This is a genomic window from Pseudomonas flavescens, from assembly GCF_013408425.1.
Taxonomy (GTDB): Bacteria; Pseudomonadota; Gammaproteobacteria; order Pseudomonadales; family Pseudomonadaceae; genus Aquipseudomonas; species Aquipseudomonas fulva_A.
This window is the reverse complement of the sequence record NZ_JACBYV010000001.1, coordinates 5,328,782-5,344,111: the sequence shown is the minus strand read 5'-3', so window position 1 is coordinate 5,344,111 and position 15,330 is coordinate 5,328,782. Positions and strand designations below refer to the sequence as shown.

Genomic DNA, 15,330 nt, shown 5'->3' with positions numbered 1-15,330 from the left:
CAGGGCTAGAGATGATAATGCATCGCATTGTCTTCCAGCCACAGGTATGACGCAAGGCCGAACACCCGGTACAGCGCCTAGCGGGCCCTGGCCAGATCCGGCAGATCGCCGCTCAAGCCCAGCGCCTGGCGCACGAACAGCGCCTTGGCCTCGTCCAGGCCATCGACCAGCCCCAAGCCGGTGTTGCGCAGCAAGCGCAGCGTCAGTGAGTCGCTCTGGAACAGCCGCTGAAAACTCTCCATCGCCGCCATCATCGCCAGGTTGTGCGGCATGCGGCGGCGCTCGTAGCGGCTCAGCACGCGCTCGTCGGCAAGCCGCTCACCACGCCCGGCTGCCTGCGCCAGCACCTCGGCGAGCACCGCGGCGTCGAGAAAGCCGAGGTTGACGCCCTGGCCGGCCAGCGGGTGGATGGTGTGGGCAGCATCGCCAATCAGCGCCAGGCCGGGTTCGACATAGCGCTTGGCGTGGCGCTGACGCAGCGGAATGCATAGGCGTCGATCCACTTGCAGTACCTGGCCCAGGCGGTATTCGAACGCCTGCCCCAGGGCCGTGGAAAACTCATCGTCAGCCAGCGCCATCAAGTGGCTCGCTTGCTCCGGCGTGGTCGACCAGACGATCGAACACCAGTGCTCGCCATCGCGCTCGCCCAAAGGCAGGAAGGCCAGCGGGCCGTCGTCGGTGAAGCGCTGCCAGGCGGTGGCCTGATGCGCATCGGCACAACGCACGCTGGTGACGATGGCGTGGTGCAGGTAATCCCACTCGCGGGTTTCACAACCCGCCAGACGACGTACCGCCGAGTTGGCGCCATCGGCCGCGACCACCAGCGAGGTACGCAATTCGCGGCCGTCGGCCAAGGTCAGCAGCCAGTCGTCACCGGAGTGGCGCAGGCGCTCCAGCCGCGCGTCGGCGAGCAGACGAACATCGCTGGCATGCAGGCGCTCGAGCAACGCGTCCTGCACCACGCGATTCTCGACGATATGGCCGAGCATATTGGCATGCACGCTGGCAGCGCTGAAATGGATGCTGCCGGTGCCGCTGCCATCCCACACGCGCATTTCGCTGTACGGGCAACTGCGCCGCGCCAGCACGCCGGGCCAGGCGCCAAGGCGTTCGAGGATGCGCTGGCTGGCCATCGACAGCGCACTGACCCGAGGCTCGTAAGCAGCGTTGCCCTCGAACGGCTCGACCTGCAGCGGCCCGCCGTCCAACACCAGGCAATCCAGCCCCTGCTCGCGCAGGGCCAGCGCCAGGGCGCTGCCGACCATTCCGGCACCGACGATGATCATATCTGCACGCATGTCGTCCATTCCTCAGGCTGCCTGCCGCTGGCGCGGCTTGAGCCGCACGTAAAGAGTCTTGTGTACCCGAGCGACCAGGGTGCCATCACCGTCGCGGACCTCCACCTGCAACTCGGGCAGGTACTTGTCACCCGCGGCGGTGTGCTGACGCACCTCGTCGACGAAGGCCTGGTCGATGGCGAACGAGGCGAATACCGGGCCTCTGCCCGGCGCGATGAAGTCGATGCTGGCGGCCTTGTCCCAGACCACGTAATCGCGCCCCAGGTTCTCCATCAGCATCAACATGTAGAACGGATCGGTCATCGAATACAGGCTGCCGCCGAACTGGGTACCCACATAGTTGCGGTTGTACCAACCCAGACGCATCTTCACGTCGACCTGACGAAAATCCGCTGCGATGCGCCGAATCCATACGCCAGCCCCCAGGTAGGGCGGGTAGCAATTCATGACCCAGCGCAGCAGGCGGGCCTTGCGCGCCAGCCGCCGGGCACTCATTGCGGGGTACCGCGAGTACCTATGCCCATGGCCTGGCGTGCGAACCAGCGCTTGGCCGGCGGCAACAATTCCAACCCCAGCAGGCCGAGGTTGCGGCCCGCGGCGAGCAGCGGCTGATCGGTACTGAACAGCCGGGTGACCTGATCCGAAAAGCCGACCGTGAAGGCCTGATCGCCAGCCTGAACGGCTGCATAGCGCTGCAGAGTGGCCAGGTCGCCAAGCGGCGCGGAGCCCGCCAGCACAGTATCGGCCAGGGCACGAACGTCACGCAGCGACAGGTTGAAGCCCTGCCCGGCAATCGGATGCAGGCTGTGCGCGGCATTGCCCAGCACCACCAGATTGGCCCGTACCTGCTCGGCCGCCTCGACCAGCACCAGCGGGTAAGGCAGCCGCGCGCCGACCTGACGCAAAGCACCGAGGCGGTAACCGAAGGCCTCCTGCAGTTCGGCGAGAAACGCGCGCTCGTCCAGCTTGAGCAGCCGCTCGACATCACCGCTCGGGTGCGTCCATACCAGTGCACAGCGATTGTCCGAAAGCGGCAGCAACGCCAGTGGTCCGGACTCGGTGAAGCGTTCGAAGGCTTGGCCTGCGTGTGGGCGCGAAGGCGTGATATTGGCGATCACCGCAGTCTGGTCATAAGGCCGTTGGTTCACCGTGATGCCCAACTGTTCACGCAGCGAAGAGCGCCCGCCATCGGCGAGCACCGCCAGGGAGCAGTCGATCAGGCTTTCGTCATCGAGGGTCAGCCGATAGCCATCCGGCAGCGCATCCATCCGCTCGACCTGGGCCGGGCAACGCCACTGGATCACTTCGGCGTCGAGCGCCTGCCACAGGCAATGGCCAAGCCAGGCGTTTTCCACCACGTAACCCAGAGCAGGAACGCCTTCCTCCTCGGCACTCAGCCGCGCAGCGGCGAAGCGCCCGCGATCCGATACGTGTATCTGCTCGATGGGAGTGGCGTGCTCGGCGATCGCTGGCCACAGGCCAAGACCTTCGTAGATCAGCCGCGAGCCGTAGGACAGTGCCGTGGAGCGGGCATCGTAGCTCGGTTGGTAGCCTTCGCCGGGAGCGAATGGCTCGATCAAAGCGATTTTCCAGCCACGCGTGCGCGCCTCGCCCTGCAGCGCCAGCGCCAGGCTGGCACCGACCAGACCACCGCCGATGATCGCCAAGTCGACCCGCAGCATGGCCTCAGGCCACCTGCGCGCGAGCGGCGGCCATCAGTGTCTCGATCTCGTCGACGGTCTTGGGGACATCGCCGGTGAGAATCTCGCAACCGGTCTTGGTCACCACGACGTCATCCTCGATGCGCACGCCGATGCCGCGCCATTTCTTGGCCACGTTCTGATTGTCCACGGCGATGTAGATGCCCGGCTCGACGGTCATGGCCATGCCCACTTCGAGCACACGCCACTCGCCGCCGACCTTGTACTCGCCGACGTCATGCACGTCCATGCCCAGCCAGTGGCCGGCACGGTGCATGTAGAACGGCTTGTAGGCTTCCGCGGCGATCAGCTCGTCGACATTGCCCTTGAGCAGGCCCAACTCGACCAGACCAGCAGTGATCACCCGAACCGTGGCCTCATGGGCCTCGTTCCAGTGGCGACCCGGCGCGATGTGCTTGAAGGCTTCGATGTTGGCCGCCAGCACGATCTCGTAAATGGCCTTCTGCTCGGGCGTGAAGGTACCGCTGACCGGAAAGGTACGAGTGATGTCGCTGGCATAGCAGTCGATCTCGCAGCCGGCGTCGATCAGCACCACGTCACCGTCCTTCAGCACCGCGTCGTTCTCACGGTAATGCAGAATGCAGGCGTTCTTGCCCGCTGCGACGATGGAGCCGTAGGCCGGCATCTTCGAACCGCCCTTGCGGAATTCGTAATCCAGCTCTGCTTCCAGATGGTATTCGTAAAGCCCGGCGCGGCTTGCCTGCATGGCCTTGATATGGGCGCGTGCGGAAATTTGCGCCGCTTCGCGCATCACCTTCACCTCTCCGGCCGACTTGTACAGACGCAGGTCGTGGAGGAAATGATTGAGGGCGACGAACTCTTTCGGTGGCGTGGCGCCCTGGCGGGCCTTGGAGCGGATCACGTTGACCCACTCCATCAGATGACGATCGAATTCCGGGTTGGTACCCACGGCGTAATAGACACGCTCACGACCTTCGATCAGCCCCGGCAGGATGTCGTCGATATCGCCGATGGGAAAGGCATCGTCCGCACCGTAACGGCTGATGGCGCCTTCCTGACCAGCGCGCAAGCCATCCCACAGTTCACGCTCGGGATCACGCTCTCGGCAGAACAGCACGTATTCGCCGTGCTCGCGGCCGGGGATCAACGCGATCACCGCCTCGGGCTCGGGGAACCCGGACAGGTACTGGAAATCACTGTCCTGACGATAGATATGTTCGACATCGCGGTTGCGGATGAACACGGGTGCCGCCGGCAGAATGGCGATGCTGTTGGGTTCCATCTGCGCCATGAGCGCCTTGCGTCGACGGGCGTATTCCGCTTTGGAGATGCTGGTCATGGGCACGCTAGGCTCCGATCGGTCGAATGAGGGGCAGGATCAGTGCAGCGACGGTTTCGGCGCTGGGGCAGCCGGCTTGTTGCACTCGGCGAACAGCAGCAGCGGCGCCACACGCAGGTATTCGGTGACCTCCATGTAATCGTTCTCCCCGTCCTCGGACTCATCCAGGGCATTCTGCACCTGGGCGATAGCGGACAAATCCTGCAGCACTTCCATGGCTTCGGCGCTCAGCGCCGCGTCGCCGGAAGTGAGGCCGAAACCACCGAGGAAGCCCTGGCACCACTGGCCCAGAGCGGCGGCGCGTTCGGCCAGTGGGGCGTCGTCGGAAGGCAGCAACAGAACGACGGTGACATCGTCACCGGTCAATTCGCCGCGTACCATCTCCTGCAGACCGATCAACGCCTGGCGAACGTTCTCCGGCGGTTCGCTGCCGAGCAGCTCATTGGCGTCAACCAGCCAGGGACCGGCTTCGAAGCCGGCACCAGCGCAACTGCGGCCCAGCAGCAGGCCGTGCAGTTCAGCGGGAGAAACGGAGGTGCCGCCACTGGCGAGCAGGGTGGCGAATGCAGCGTAGGGAGAACTGGAAGTCGGCATCGATCACTAGGCGCCAAGAGGCGCAATCACTAGAATGTAGGCTTTGTATCGTAGCACCGGCAGACGCGCCAAGACCATCAGCGGGTTTGCACCCACCTGCCAGCGCGCCTATACACTGCGAACAACCCTGCCAAAGCGAGAGCCAATGGAAGACGCCGATCTACAAGCCCTGACGGCCAAGCTGGAGTTGCTGATCCAGCGTGTCGAGCGACTCAAGGCACACAACCGCCTCTTGCTGGAAAGCGAGCAGGCGTGGCGTGAAGAACGCGCTCATCTGATCGAAAAGAACGAAATGGCTCGGCACAAGGTCGAATCGATGATTTCGCGCCTCAAAGCCCTGGAGCAGGACTCATGACCCAATCGAATACCGTTACCGTCCAGATCCTGGACAAAGAATATTGCATCGCCTGCCCAGCAGATGAGCGTAGCAACCTGCAGAGTGCCGCCCGCTACCTGGACGGCAAGATGCGTGAGATTCGCAGCGCCGGCAAAGTGATCGGTGCAGACCGTGTCGCCGTGATGGCCGCACTGAACATCACCCACGACCTGCTGCACAAACAACAGAATCTGGATCAGCAGGTTTCTACCAGCCGTGATCATGTGCGTGATCTGCTGGGCCGCGTGGACGATGCACTGCGCGATGATGCAGATGGCCGTGGCGTCTGACCAACGGTCGCCACTTTGCGTTATACTGGCCACCGCTCCCTGGAGTGTGCGCCAGTCGGTGGTGTCCCTGAGCCGATACGCACAACCCCGGGGGTTGTCAGTTGAGGCCGGTGTGCATGTCCGCTCGACGGAAAGCCTTAAGGTTTCCTGCAACCTCCACCTTGAACTTTCGGGTTCAAGGGCTAAACCGACAGCGGCATGCTGGGGAGTCTCAATTTGTAGCCCGCTGCTGGCTCACGCCGGCAGTGGGCTTTTTATTGCCTGTGATTGCGCGCCAGCGACTCTACAGGCCTGCCCATGATCGACGCCAAAGACCTCACCCGCGCCCAACTGCGGCGCAAGCTGCGCCAGCGACGTCGCGAGCTGAAGCCTGCGGCCCAGCGACGTGCCGCCAGGGCGCTGTATCGACAGCTGGCGCATCACCCGCTGTTTCGCCGAGCCCGGCATGTTGCGTTGTACCTGAGCAACGACGGTGAGATCGACCCCTGCCTGCTGATCGCGGCAGCCCACGCCCGCGGCAAGCAGGTGTACCTGCCCGTCCTGAAATCCTGGCCGCGCACCAGCATGGTGTTTCAGCGTATCGATGCGCGCGAAAAGCTGGCAGCCAACCGCTTCGGCATCCCCGAGCCGCGTCGCGACAGCATGCGCCAACGCAAGGTCTGGGCACTGGATCTGGTTCTGCTGCCGCTGGTCGGCTTCGATCGCCATGGCGGGCGATTGGGCATGGGCGGCGGCTTCTACGACCGCAGCCTGGCTTATCGCGCAAGGCGCAAAAATTGGCACAAACCGACCTTGCTTGGGCTGGCCCACGGCTGTCAGCAAGTCGATCGCCTGCCCATGGCCAGCTGGGACATACCGCTGGACGCCACGGTCACCGATACAGGCTGGTACTAGCTTGCTGCCACTGGCTTTGCGCATAGCCGGTCATCACCATGCCCAGCCCGAACACCACCACCAATACCAGCAACAGATCAGGCTTGCGCCGCATACAACAACTCCTGTCCGGATCGAGCACCGGAACGTAACGACCTATAGTTCGACAATCATTTCCATCGCAGCAGAGCGCAGCCGAAAGGCATGCGCTCGCTGCCCGACTCAAGAGCAAAGTTCATGCCCTATTGGCTGATGAAATCCGAACCTGACGAACTCTCGATCCACGACCTGCAGCGCCTGGGCAAAACGCGCTGGGACGGCGTGCGCAACTACCAGGCGCGCAACTTCATTCGCAGCATGCAGGAGGGCGATCAGTTCCTGTTCTATCACTCGAGCTGCCCGCAGCCAGGGGTAGCCGGAATCGCCCGCATCGAAAGCGAGCCCTATGAGGATCCCGCCGCGCTGGACGCCAAAAGCCATTACTTCGATGCCAAGGCGAGCGCGGAGAAGAACCCCTGGACAGCCATCGACGTGGCATTCGTCGAGGCCTTCGCGCACGTTATCCCACTGGCGGAGCTGAAGGCTCAGAGCGCGCTGCAGGAACTGGCGCTGGTACAGAAAGGAAGCCGCCTGTCGGTGATGCCGGTTACCGAGGCGCAGTGGACGGCGATCCTGCTGCTGCGTTGATCAGCCCTGCAGAATCAGATTGTTGAACAGCAGATCCTCGACCAGTGGCTGGCCTTCTTCGTCGCTGAGCACCTGCTGCACCTGCTTGAGGGCTTCCTGGCGGAGCTTCTCCTTGGCGTCCGGCGTGGCCAGGCTTTCCTCGGTCTGCTGAGAGAACAGCATCACCAGTTGATTGCGAATCAACGGTTCATGATGGGTAACCTTGGCTTCGGCATCAGCGCCAGTAACTCGCAGCGCCACATCGGCCTTGTAGTACTTGAGCTTCGGCCCGGCACCGAAGTTACCCACCAACGCGGGCGTCAGGCTGTGGTAAATCACCTGCGGTGCAGCGCCCTCGCCTTCTCCTTCCTTCTTTTCCTCATTGGCGAAAGCCGGGATCGACAGCGCGCAGGCAAGCAGAAACGTGATGAAGGTTTTCACAGGACGATCTCCATTGGGTTGCCCGCAAGCATAGCAACGCCTGCGATGGATCCCAACGCTTATACCCAGCCATCAGGTCGAGCCATGCTCGTTGACCCGCGCAGCGGCCTACCTAAACTGCAGAGCCAATCGATGAAAGAGTGGACTGCGATGAAAGCGCTGCTATGCAAAGCCTTCGGCACCGCCGAAACCCTGGTTTTGGAAGACCTCGAGAGTCCACGCCCCAAGGCCAACGAAGTGCTGATCGATATTCAGGCCGCCGGTGCGAATTTTCCCGACACGCTGATCATCGAAGGCAAATACCAGTTCAAGCCGCCCTTCCCCTTCGCGCCGGGCGGCGAAGTGGCCGGCGTGATCAGCGCGGTTGGCGACAAGGTTACCCATCTACAGGTCGGTGCTCGGGTCATGGCGCTGACCGGCTGGGGCGGTTTCGCCGAGCAGGTCGCGGTGCCGGCCTACAACGTCCTGCCGATGCCCGACAGCATGGACTTCATCAGCGCCGCCGCCTTCGGTATGACCTACGGCACCTCCATGCACGCACTCAAGCAGCGCGCAGGCTTGCAGGCAGGTGAAACCCTGCTGGTGCTCGGTGCCTCCGGCGGCGTTGGCCTGGCAGCGGTGGAGATCGGCAAGGCCATGGGCGCCCGAGTGATCGCCGCAGCGAGCAGCGCTGCCAAGCTGGAAGTGGCCCGACAGGCGGGCGCCGACGAGCTGATCGACTACAGCACGCAGAGCCTCAAGGACGAAGTGAAGCGCCTGACCAACGGCCAGGGTGCCGACGTGATCTACGATCCGGTGGGCGGCGACCTGTTCGATCAGGCAGCGCGCAGCATCGCCTGGAACGGCCGGCTGCTGGTCGTTGGTTTCGCCAGCGGGCGCATCCCGGAACTGCCGGTGAACCTGATGCTGCTCAAGGGCGCTGCAGTGGTCGGTGTATTCTGGGGCGCCTTCGCTCAACGTCAGCCAGCTGACAACGCCGCCAACTTCGGGCAACTTTTCACCTGGCATGCCGAGGGCAAGCTGAAACCACTGGTCTCGCAGACCTACCCGCTGGCCGACGGCGGCGCGGCCATCGATGCCCTCGCGCAACGCAAGGCGGTCGGCAAACTGGTGGTCACGGTGCGCTGATCACGCCGGCGCGAAGCGATCGAGCTATGCAAATGAGAACTATTGCTATATAAAGCGCGCTTTATTTCTCTGGATATTGCGCGCATGTCGACCTTGTCCTGCCTGCACGACGGCCCCGTCGCTGCGCATCAGCTCTACAGCGAGCACCACAGCTGGTTACGCTTGCGCCTGCAACAGCGCCTGGGCTGTGCATTCGATGCGGCCGACCTGGCCCATGACACCTTCCTGCGCATTCTCGCCCGCCGGGATCTTGCCGATATCCGCGAGCCGCGGCCCTATCTGGCCACCGTCGCCAAAGGCCTGATGGTCAACCACCTACGCCGCAAGGCGCTGGAGCGGGCGTACCTGGAAAGCCTGGCGAATCTCCCCGAAGACCTGCTGCCAGGCCCCGAGGCGCGTTACCTGCTGCTGGAAACCCTGCTGGAAATCGATGCCCTGCTCGACGGCCTGCCTGCCAGGGTTCGCCAGGCCTTCCTGTTGTCGCAGCTCGACGGGCTCACTTACCCGCAGATCGCCGAGCACCTGGGCGTGTCCCTCAGCTCGGTGAAGCAGTACATGTTCAAAGCCATCCGCCACTGCATGCAGCCAGGCCTCTGAGCATGAAGTCCCGAACGCCCTACCAACCGTTGTCCGAAACAGCGCTCGACCAGGCTGCACACTGGTTCGTCACCCTGCATGCTGGCGATGCCAGCGAACAGGACCAGCAACACTGGCGGCTGTGGCTCGAAGCCTCCCCCGAGAACGCCCGGGCGTGGGCCTGTGCAAACGGCGTCGGCGGCCACTTCAAGGGGCTGCCAGTCGATCTGGCCAGAGCCACGCTGGGCGTCCCGGCGGGTATCGGCCGTCGCCGTGCGATCAAAAACCTGGCAGTGCTGATCGGCGTTGCCGGCAGCGGCTGGTTCGCCCTGCGCGAGCAGCCCTGGCAGCGTTGGACTGCCGACTATCAGACAGGCCTGGCCGAGCAGGGTGAATGGCGCCTGGCCGACGGCAGCCTCCTGAACCTCAACAGCAGCAGTGCCGTTCGCGTCGAGTTCAGCCAGGCAGAACGCATTCTGCATCTGCTCGATGGCGAGCTGCTTCTGGAAACCGGGTACGATCCCCGTCCGCTGCGGGTGATCACCGCCGAAGGCAGCGTCCGCCCCATCGGCACGCGCTTCTCCGTGACCCAACAAGCCGGACATTCACGGGTCGCGGTATTCAGTGGCCGCGTAGAGCTCACCCCCAGCGCCGCCCCGAGCAGCCGGCGCCAGCTCGACAGCGGACAGGTGTCGCGCCTGTACCGCGCCAGTAGCGACACGCCGATGCCTGCCAGCGATGACCTGCTCGCCTGGCTGCACGGCATGCTGATTGCCGATGACATGCCGCTAAGCGAATTCGCCAGTGCCTTCGAGCGCCAGCGCCGCGGCAGAGTGACTTGCGCGGCGGCGGTGGCCGACCTGCGCATATCCGGCGCATTCCCCCTGAACGACAGTGACCGCGCTCTCGATTCCCTGACCGCCAACCTGCCGGTGCGCATCCGCCGCTTCACCCGCTACTGGGTGCATATCGAGCCGCGCTGAAAAAAATCCTCTGCACGGCCTGTACCTTTTCGATTCTCGACTGGCCCTTCAATACACAACCCATTGGAGGGCAACATGGTCTCGCTCACGTCCTTTCCCAGCCGTCACCCGCTTACCCTCGCCATCGGCATGACCCTTGGCGCCCTGGGCACGCTTCCGATCAACCTGGCCGTGGCCGCTGAAAACCCCGCGACCAGCACGGCAACCCGCAGCTATGACGTGCCCGCCGGCCCGCTGGGTGCAGCCCTGTCGCGCTTCGCCGCGCAGAGTGGCGTGCTGCTGTCCTTCGACCCTGCCCTGACCGCCGACAAGAGCAGCGCGGGCCTGAAGGGCAGCTACGGAGTCGATGAAGGCTTCGCCCGGCTGCTGCAGGGTAGCGATCTGAGCACCGAGCGGGACGCGGACGGCGGTTACCGCCTGCATACCTTGCGCAGCGCTGCACATGGCGAACCGCTGCAGTTGCAGGCCTCCAGCGTGGTGGGTGACTGGCTCGGCAGCGCCGATGCGCTCGATGTGTACAACCACCCTGGCGCTCGCGACGTGATTCGCCGCGAAACCTTCGAGCAGGTGGGGGCCAGCAGCGCCCGGGAAGTGCTCAACCGCATTCCCGGCGTCAATGCGCCGGAAAACAATGGCACCGGCAGCCACGACCTGGCGCTCAATTTCGGTATCCGCGGTCTCAATCCGCGTCTGGCCTCGCGCTCCACGGTACTGATGGATGGCATCCCGGTGCCCTTCGCCCCTTATGGCCAGCCACAGCTATCCCTGGCCCCGATCTCCCTGGGCAACATGGATGCCATCGATGTGGTGCGTGGCGGCGGCGCGGTGCGTTATGGCCCGCAGAACGTCGGCGGTATCGTCAACTTCGTGACCCGCGCCATCCCTGACCAGCCGACCATCAAAGGCGGCCTGCAGACCGAAGTCAGCCCTTCCAGCAGCCAGGATGGCTTCAAGAAGACCGGCAATCTGCTGATCGGCGGCACCAACGACAATGGCCTGGGTGGCGCGCTGCTCTACTCGGGTACCCGCGGCAGCGACTGGCGCCAGCACAGCGATACGCAGATCGACGACCTGATCCTCAAGGGCAAGTACAGCGCCGACGATGTACACACCTTCTCGGCAATGGGTCAGTACTACGAAGGGCAGGCCGACATGCCGGGGGGCCTCAGCACCGCGGCTTTCGATGCCGATCCGTACCAGTCCACCCGCCCCTACGACAGTTTCTGGGGCCGCCGCACCCTGGCCAGCGCCAGCTACGCCTACACACCGGACGCCGATCGCGAACTCAGCGTGACCAGTTTCTTTACCAAGACCCTGCGCAGCGGTTTCCTCGAGCAAGGCAACTTCCTCTCCCTGTCGCCACGCGAGTACTGGGTGCGCGGCATCGAGACCCGCTACTCCCAAGCCTTCGACACGGGCACCCTGCACCATGAAGTGGGCGTGGGTTACCGCTATGTCAGCGAAGAAAGCCACGAGCAGCGCTTCCGCAATCCGACCAGCACTGGCGTACTGCCCAGCACCGCCAGCTTGCGAGACCGCAACAGCCGCGGCGAAACCGAAGCCAGTGCGGTGTATATCGATGACCGTATCGATATCGGCAACTGGACCATCACCCCTGGCGTGCGCTACGAGAAGATCGCCTCCCGCCAGGACAACAAGCTCAACGGCACCCGTGCCGCCGGGCGCTACAACACCGCCTTGCCGGCGCTGAATGTGCTGTACCGGGTCAATGATCGAGTCAACCTGTACGCCAATACCGAAGGCTCGTTCGGCGCCGTGCAGTACAGCCAGATGGGCAAGGCGCTGGCCAGCGGCGATGTCGAGCCGGAGAAAGCCCGTACCTGGGAACTCGGCACCCGCTATGACGATGGCCTGCTGCAGGCGGAGATCGGCGCCTTCCTGATCAACTTCGACAACCAGTACGAAAGCAATCAGCAGACCAACGACGTCACCGCACGCGGCGAGACCCGTCATCGTGGCGTGGAAAGCAGCCTCAATTACGCGCTCGAGGCGCTGAACCCTGCACTCAGCGGCCTGTCCGTGTACGCCACCTACACCTTCGTCGACGCCGAGATTCGCGAGAACGGCGACAACAAGGGCAATCAGGTGCCCTTCTCGTCGCGGCACAAGGGCGTGGTGGGGGCTCGCTATGAGACCGGCCCGTGGCAGTGGGGCGTGGATGGCAGCTACCAGAGCAGCCAGTTCGCCGACAACGCCAATACCAAAGCGGAAAACGCGGCAGGCAACAACGGCGAGATTCCCGGCTACATGGTCTGGGGGCTGCGCGGCGCTTACGATTTCGGCCCGCAGCTGTCCGACCTGACGGTCGCGGCGGGGGTCAAGAACGTCTTCGCTCGTGAGTACTACACCCGCTCGTTCGACGACAACAACAGCGGCAAGTACCTCGGCCAGCCACGTACCCTGTACGTGCAGACGTCGCTGGCGTTCTGATCGGTAGCATGGCGGCGAACCGCCTTGCGGGTCGCTGCGCCCTACCCGGCCTACGAGGCCTGACCGCAGCCGCCACCGAGCGCAGCGATGTGCGGGGAGCGTTCTTCGAGCCTGTTTCCATGCCGCGAAGAAAGTCGCTCCCTGGGTTTCGCTGCGCTCTACGCCCGGCTACCCGGCAAGCGCAAGATTAGCGTGGGGCGTAGGCGAATACGTCGGCGCGCATCTGGTGGGCGTCCATGCCCGCTTCTACCAGCGCATCCAGCGTGGCATAGACCATGTTCGGCGAGCCGCTGGCATAGACATGCAATGCGCCAAGGTCGTCGAAATCCTCGCGTATCGCTTCGTGCAGCAGGCCGCAACGCCCAGCCCAGCCACACTGATCGCTGACCACCTGGTGCAGGAACAGATTGGGCAGTGCCTGCCATTCTTCCCAGTGCGGCAAGCTGTAGAAATCCTCCGGCCGCCGCGCGCCCCAGTAAAGGTGCACCGGGTGCTCGAAGCCGCGCGAGCGGCACTCCTCGATGAGGCTGTGCATCTGTGCCATGCCGGTGCCTGCGGCGATCAGCACCAGCGGCCCGTCCGGCAATTCAGCCAGGTGGGCGTCGCCGAACGGCAATTGCACCCGTGCCACACCCTGCTCGCGCAGTTGCTGCAAGAGGTTCAGGGCACTCGCTTCGCGGCCCAGGATATGCAGCTCCAGATCACGACCTTCCTGAGGCGCCGACGCCAGGGAAAAGGCCGATTTCTCGCCGTCCTGACGCTCGATCAGCAGGTACTGGCCGGCGTGGTAGCGCGGCGGCTTGCCGGCCGGTGCTCGCAGGCGCACGCGCCAGACGTCGCCGCCCGCGTCGATGCATGCCAGCACCTGGCAGCCCAGGCTGCGCACCGCGAGCTCACCAGGCGCGAGCACGCCATCCCAGTGCAGCACGCAGTCTTCCAGGGGTTCGGCGATACAGGTGTACAACTCGCCGTGATCGAGCTCGGCGCCGTCCTGACGCACGCGCCCTTCCACCAGCAGCGCCACGCAGACATGGCAATTACCATTGCGACAGCTTTGCGGACAGGTGTAGCCGAGGCGTCGAGCGGCATCGAGGATGCGTTCGCCGGCGTCGACATCGAGCACCGCGCCGGAGGGTTGCAGGGTGACCTTCATCAATCGATTCCCAACTGGCTCCAGATTTCATCGACCCGGCGCGTGACCGCCTCGTCCTTGACGATCGCCCGCCCCCACTCGCGATTGGTCTCGCCCGGCCACTTGTGGGTGGCATCGAGGCCCATCTTCGAACCCAGGCCGGAAATCGGCGACGCGAAATCCAGGTAATCGATCGGCGTGTTCTCGATCATCACCGTGTCGCGCTTGGGGTCCATGCGCGTGGTGATGGCCCAGATCACGTCGTTCCAGTCCCGGGCGTTGATGTCGTCGTCGGTGACGATAACGAACTTGGTGTACATGAACTGTCGCAGGAACGACCACACACCGAGCATCACGCGCTTGGCATGGCCGGGGTACTGCTTCTTCATGGTCACCACAGCCATGCGGTAGGAACAGCCTTCTGGCGGCAGATAGAAGTCAGTGATCTCGGGAAACTGCTTCTGCAGAATCGGCACGAACACTTCGTTCAGCGCCACGCCGAGAATCGCCGGTTCATCCGGCGGCCGGCCGGTGTAAGTCGAGTGGTAGATCGGATCACGACGGCGGGTGATGCGCTCGATGGTGAACACCGGGAAGGTGTCGACCTCGTTGTAGTAGCCGGTGTGATCGCCGTAAGGCCCCTCTGGCGCGGTCTCGCCCGGATGGATGACACCTTCGAGGACGATTTCGGCACTGGCCGGCACCTGCAGATCATTGCCGATGGCCTTGACCAGCTCGGTGCGATGGCCACGCAGCAGGCCTGCGAAGGCGTATTCGGACAGGGTGTCCGGCACCGGCGTCACGGCGCCGAGAATGGTCGCCGGGTCAGCACCCAGGGCCACGCACACCGGATAGGGCTTGCCCGGATGCTTCTCGCACCACTCGCGGTAGTCCAAGGCACCACCCCGATGGCTGAGCCAGCGCATGATCACCTTGTTGCGACCGATGACCTGCTGGCGGTAGATGCCGAGGTTCTGGCGCTCCTTGTTCGGCCCCTTGGTGATCGTCAGCCCCCAGGTGATCAGCGGCGCCACGTCACCCGGCCAGCAATGCTGGATCGGCAGCTTGGAAAGGTCGACGTCGTCGCCTTCTTCGATCACCTCGTGGCAGGGCGCATCCTTGAGCACCTTGGGCGCCATGCTGATGACCTTCTTGAAGATCGGCAGCTTGCTCCAGGCATCCTTGAGCCCCTTCGGCGGCTCGGGTTCCTTGAGGAACGCCAGCAGCTTGCCGATCTCGCGCAGCTCCGACACCTCTTCCGCGCCCATCCCCAGCGCCACGCGCTTCGGCGTGCCAAACAGGTTGCCGAGTACCGGCACGTTATGGCCAGTGGGGTTCTCGAACAGCAATGCCGGGCCGCCCTTGCGCAGGGTACGGTCACAAATCTCGGTCATTTCCAGGATTGGCGACACCGGCGCCTGAATGCGCTTGAGCTCGCCGCGCTGTTCCAGGCCGCGGATAAAGTCGCGCAGGTCGCGATACTGCATGCTGGAGCCTCTCG

General features: G+C 64.1%; 16 protein-coding genes and 1 other RNA gene. 9 read left to right on the top strand and 8 right to left on the bottom strand.

Annotated elements, in window-relative coordinates; genetic code table 11:
• Positions 1-77 precede the first annotated feature (77 nt).
• The 5 genes from FHR27_RS23915 to FHR27_RS23895 are packed head-to-tail and all read right to left on the bottom strand — an operon-like array spanning position 78 to position 4,913.
• Positions 78-1,298: a 2-octaprenyl-3-methyl-6-methoxy-1,4-benzoquinol hydroxylase gene (locus FHR27_RS23915; protein WP_179539741.1), complete on the bottom strand. Its 1,221-nt coding sequence runs from the start codon at positions 1,296-1,298 to the stop codon at positions 78-80.
• A gap of 12 nt (positions 1,299-1,310) precedes the next feature.
• Positions 1,311-1,793, bottom strand: a complete 483-nt coding sequence (locus FHR27_RS23910) for a DUF4442 domain-containing protein (protein WP_042552315.1) — start codon at positions 1,791-1,793, stop codon at positions 1,311-1,313.
• Positions 1,790-2,980, bottom strand: a complete 1,191-nt coding sequence (ubiH, locus tag FHR27_RS23905) for a 2-octaprenyl-6-methoxyphenyl hydroxylase (RefSeq protein WP_179539740.1) — start codon at positions 2,978-2,980, stop codon at positions 1,790-1,792. Before ubiH ends, FHR27_RS23910 begins: the two co-directional genes overlap by 4 nt.
• Positions 2,981-2,984: 4 nt before the next feature.
• On the bottom strand, positions 2,985-4,319 hold the full coding sequence (pepP, locus tag FHR27_RS23900; protein WP_179540154.1) for a Xaa-Pro aminopeptidase: 1,335 nt from the start codon (positions 4,317-4,319) through the stop codon (positions 2,985-2,987).
• Positions 4,320-4,358: 39 nt separating this feature from the next.
• A complete protein-coding gene (locus FHR27_RS23895) occupies positions 4,359-4,913 on the bottom strand; it encodes a YecA/YgfB family protein (protein ID WP_042552312.1) in 555 nt (184 codons plus the stop codon).
• A gap of 145 nt (positions 4,914-5,058) precedes the next feature.
• Here FHR27_RS23895 and FHR27_RS23890 point away from each other — a divergent pair, with 145 nt between their 5' ends.
• From FHR27_RS23890 to FHR27_RS23870, 5 genes are all read left to right on the top strand, one after another.
• A complete protein-coding gene (locus tag FHR27_RS23890) occupies positions 5,059-5,268 on the top strand; it encodes a TIGR02449 family protein (protein WP_042552311.1) in 210 nt (69 codons plus the stop codon).
• Positions 5,265-5,579 carry a cell division protein ZapA gene (locus tag FHR27_RS23885; RefSeq protein WP_042552310.1) on the top strand — a complete coding sequence of 105 codons (315 nt, stop codon included), beginning with the start codon at positions 5,265-5,267 and terminating at the stop codon, positions 5,577-5,579. The genes FHR27_RS23890 and FHR27_RS23885 overlap by 4 nt, the downstream gene beginning before the upstream one ends.
• 33 nt (positions 5,580-5,612) lie before the next feature.
• A non-coding RNA gene (gene ssrS, locus FHR27_RS23880) (6S RNA) lies at positions 5,613-5,791 on the top strand.
• A gap of 85 nt (positions 5,792-5,876) precedes the next feature.
• Complete coding sequence (locus tag FHR27_RS23875; protein WP_179539739.1) at positions 5,877-6,473, top strand: 5-formyltetrahydrofolate cyclo-ligase; 597 nt, start codon at positions 5,877-5,879, stop codon at positions 6,471-6,473.
• 216 nt (positions 6,474-6,689) lie between these two features.
• Positions 6,690-7,139, top strand: a complete 450-nt coding sequence (locus FHR27_RS23870; protein WP_042552308.1) for an EVE domain-containing protein — start codon at positions 6,690-6,692, stop codon at positions 7,137-7,139.
• Here the strand turns inward: FHR27_RS23870 and FHR27_RS23865 are convergent, their stop codons facing one another.
• On the bottom strand, positions 7,140-7,559 hold the full coding sequence (locus tag FHR27_RS23865; RefSeq protein ID WP_042552307.1) for a flagellar basal body-associated protein FliL: 420 nt from the start codon (positions 7,557-7,559) through the stop codon (positions 7,140-7,142).
• Positions 7,560-7,709: 150 nt separating this feature from the next.
• Here FHR27_RS23865 and FHR27_RS23860 point away from each other — a divergent pair, with 150 nt between their 5' ends.
• The 4 genes from FHR27_RS23860 (at position 7,710) to fecA (ending at position 12,697) form a co-directional block, all read left to right on the top strand.
• Complete coding sequence (locus tag FHR27_RS23860) at positions 7,710-8,687, top strand: NADPH:quinone oxidoreductase family protein (protein ID WP_179539738.1); 978 nt, start codon at positions 7,710-7,712, stop codon at positions 8,685-8,687.
• An 84-nt stretch (positions 8,688-8,771) separates the two neighbouring features.
• The gene (locus tag FHR27_RS23855) at positions 8,772-9,284 is read left to right on the top strand and encodes a sigma-70 family RNA polymerase sigma factor (protein WP_179539737.1); all 513 of its coding nucleotides are present in this window, start codon (positions 8,772-8,774) and stop codon (positions 9,282-9,284) included.
• Between the two features lie 2 nt (positions 9,285-9,286).
• Positions 9,287-10,246: a FecR domain-containing protein gene (locus tag FHR27_RS23850; protein ID WP_179539736.1), complete on the top strand. Its 960-nt coding sequence runs from the start codon at positions 9,287-9,289 to the stop codon at positions 10,244-10,246.
• Positions 10,247-10,375: 129 nt separating this feature from the next.
• Positions 10,376-12,697 carry a TonB-dependent Fe(3+) dicitrate receptor FecA gene (fecA, locus tag FHR27_RS23845; RefSeq protein WP_179540153.1) on the top strand — a complete coding sequence of 774 codons (2,322 nt, stop codon included), beginning with the start codon at positions 10,376-10,378 and terminating at the stop codon, positions 12,695-12,697.
• Between the two features lie 187 nt (positions 12,698-12,884).
• On the opposite strand, the gene FHR27_RS23840 is transcribed toward fecA, so the two are convergent.
• Entirely contained in the window at positions 12,885-13,850 is a 966-nt protein-coding gene (locus FHR27_RS23840) for a CDP-6-deoxy-delta-3,4-glucoseen reductase (protein ID WP_179539735.1), read from the bottom strand.
• The gene (ubiD, locus tag FHR27_RS23835; protein WP_179539734.1) at positions 13,850-15,316 is read right to left on the bottom strand and encodes a 4-hydroxy-3-polyprenylbenzoate decarboxylase; all 1,467 of its coding nucleotides are present in this window, start codon (positions 15,314-15,316) and stop codon (positions 13,850-13,852) included. Before ubiD ends, FHR27_RS23840 begins: the two co-directional genes overlap by 1 nt.
• Between the last annotated feature and the right edge of the window lie 14 nt (positions 15,317-15,330).

Excerpts from the sequence above, each read along its gene's own strand:
- FHR27_RS23915 (WP_179539741.1), bottom strand. The coding sequence starts at position 1,298 with ATGCGTGCAGATATGATCATCGTCGGTGCCGGAATGGTCGGCAGCGCC.
- FHR27_RS23885 (WP_042552310.1), top strand. The coding sequence starts at position 5,265 with ATGACCCAATCGAATACCGTTACCGTCCAGATCCTGGACAAAGAATAT.
- pepP (WP_179540154.1), bottom strand. The coding sequence starts at position 4,319 with ATGACCAGCATCTCCAAAGCGGAATACGCCCGTCGACGCAAGGCGCTC.
- ubiH (WP_179539740.1), bottom strand. The coding sequence starts at position 2,980 with ATGCTGCGGGTCGACTTGGCGATCATCGGCGGTGGTCTGGTCGGTGCC.
- FHR27_RS23855 (WP_179539737.1), top strand. The coding sequence starts at position 8,772 with ATGTCGACCTTGTCCTGCCTGCACGACGGCCCCGTCGCTGCGCATCAG.
- ubiD (WP_179539734.1), bottom strand. The coding sequence starts at position 15,316 with ATGCAGTATCGCGACCTGCGCGACTTTATCCGCGGCCTGGAACAGCGC.
- FHR27_RS23910 (WP_042552315.1), bottom strand. The coding sequence starts at position 1,793 with ATGAGTGCCCGGCGGCTGGCGCGCAAGGCCCGCCTGCTGCGCTGGGTC.
- FHR27_RS23875 (WP_179539739.1), top strand. The coding sequence starts at position 5,877 with ATGATCGACGCCAAAGACCTCACCCGCGCCCAACTGCGGCGCAAGCTG.
- FHR27_RS23850 (WP_179539736.1), top strand. The coding sequence starts at position 9,287 with ATGAAGTCCCGAACGCCCTACCAACCGTTGTCCGAAACAGCGCTCGAC.
- FHR27_RS23895 (WP_042552312.1), bottom strand. The coding sequence starts at position 4,913 with ATGCCGACTTCCAGTTCTCCCTACGCTGCATTCGCCACCCTGCTCGCC.
- FHR27_RS23890 (WP_042552311.1), top strand. The coding sequence starts at position 5,059 with ATGGAAGACGCCGATCTACAAGCCCTGACGGCCAAGCTGGAGTTGCTG.
- fecA (WP_179540153.1), top strand. The coding sequence starts at position 10,376 with ATGACCCTTGGCGCCCTGGGCACGCTTCCGATCAACCTGGCCGTGGCC.
- FHR27_RS23840 (WP_179539735.1), bottom strand. The coding sequence starts at position 13,850 with ATGAAGGTCACCCTGCAACCCTCCGGCGCGGTGCTCGATGTCGACGCC.
- FHR27_RS23860 (WP_179539738.1), top strand. The coding sequence starts at position 7,710 with ATGAAAGCGCTGCTATGCAAAGCCTTCGGCACCGCCGAAACCCTGGTT.
- FHR27_RS23870 (WP_042552308.1), top strand. The coding sequence starts at position 6,690 with ATGCCCTATTGGCTGATGAAATCCGAACCTGACGAACTCTCGATCCAC.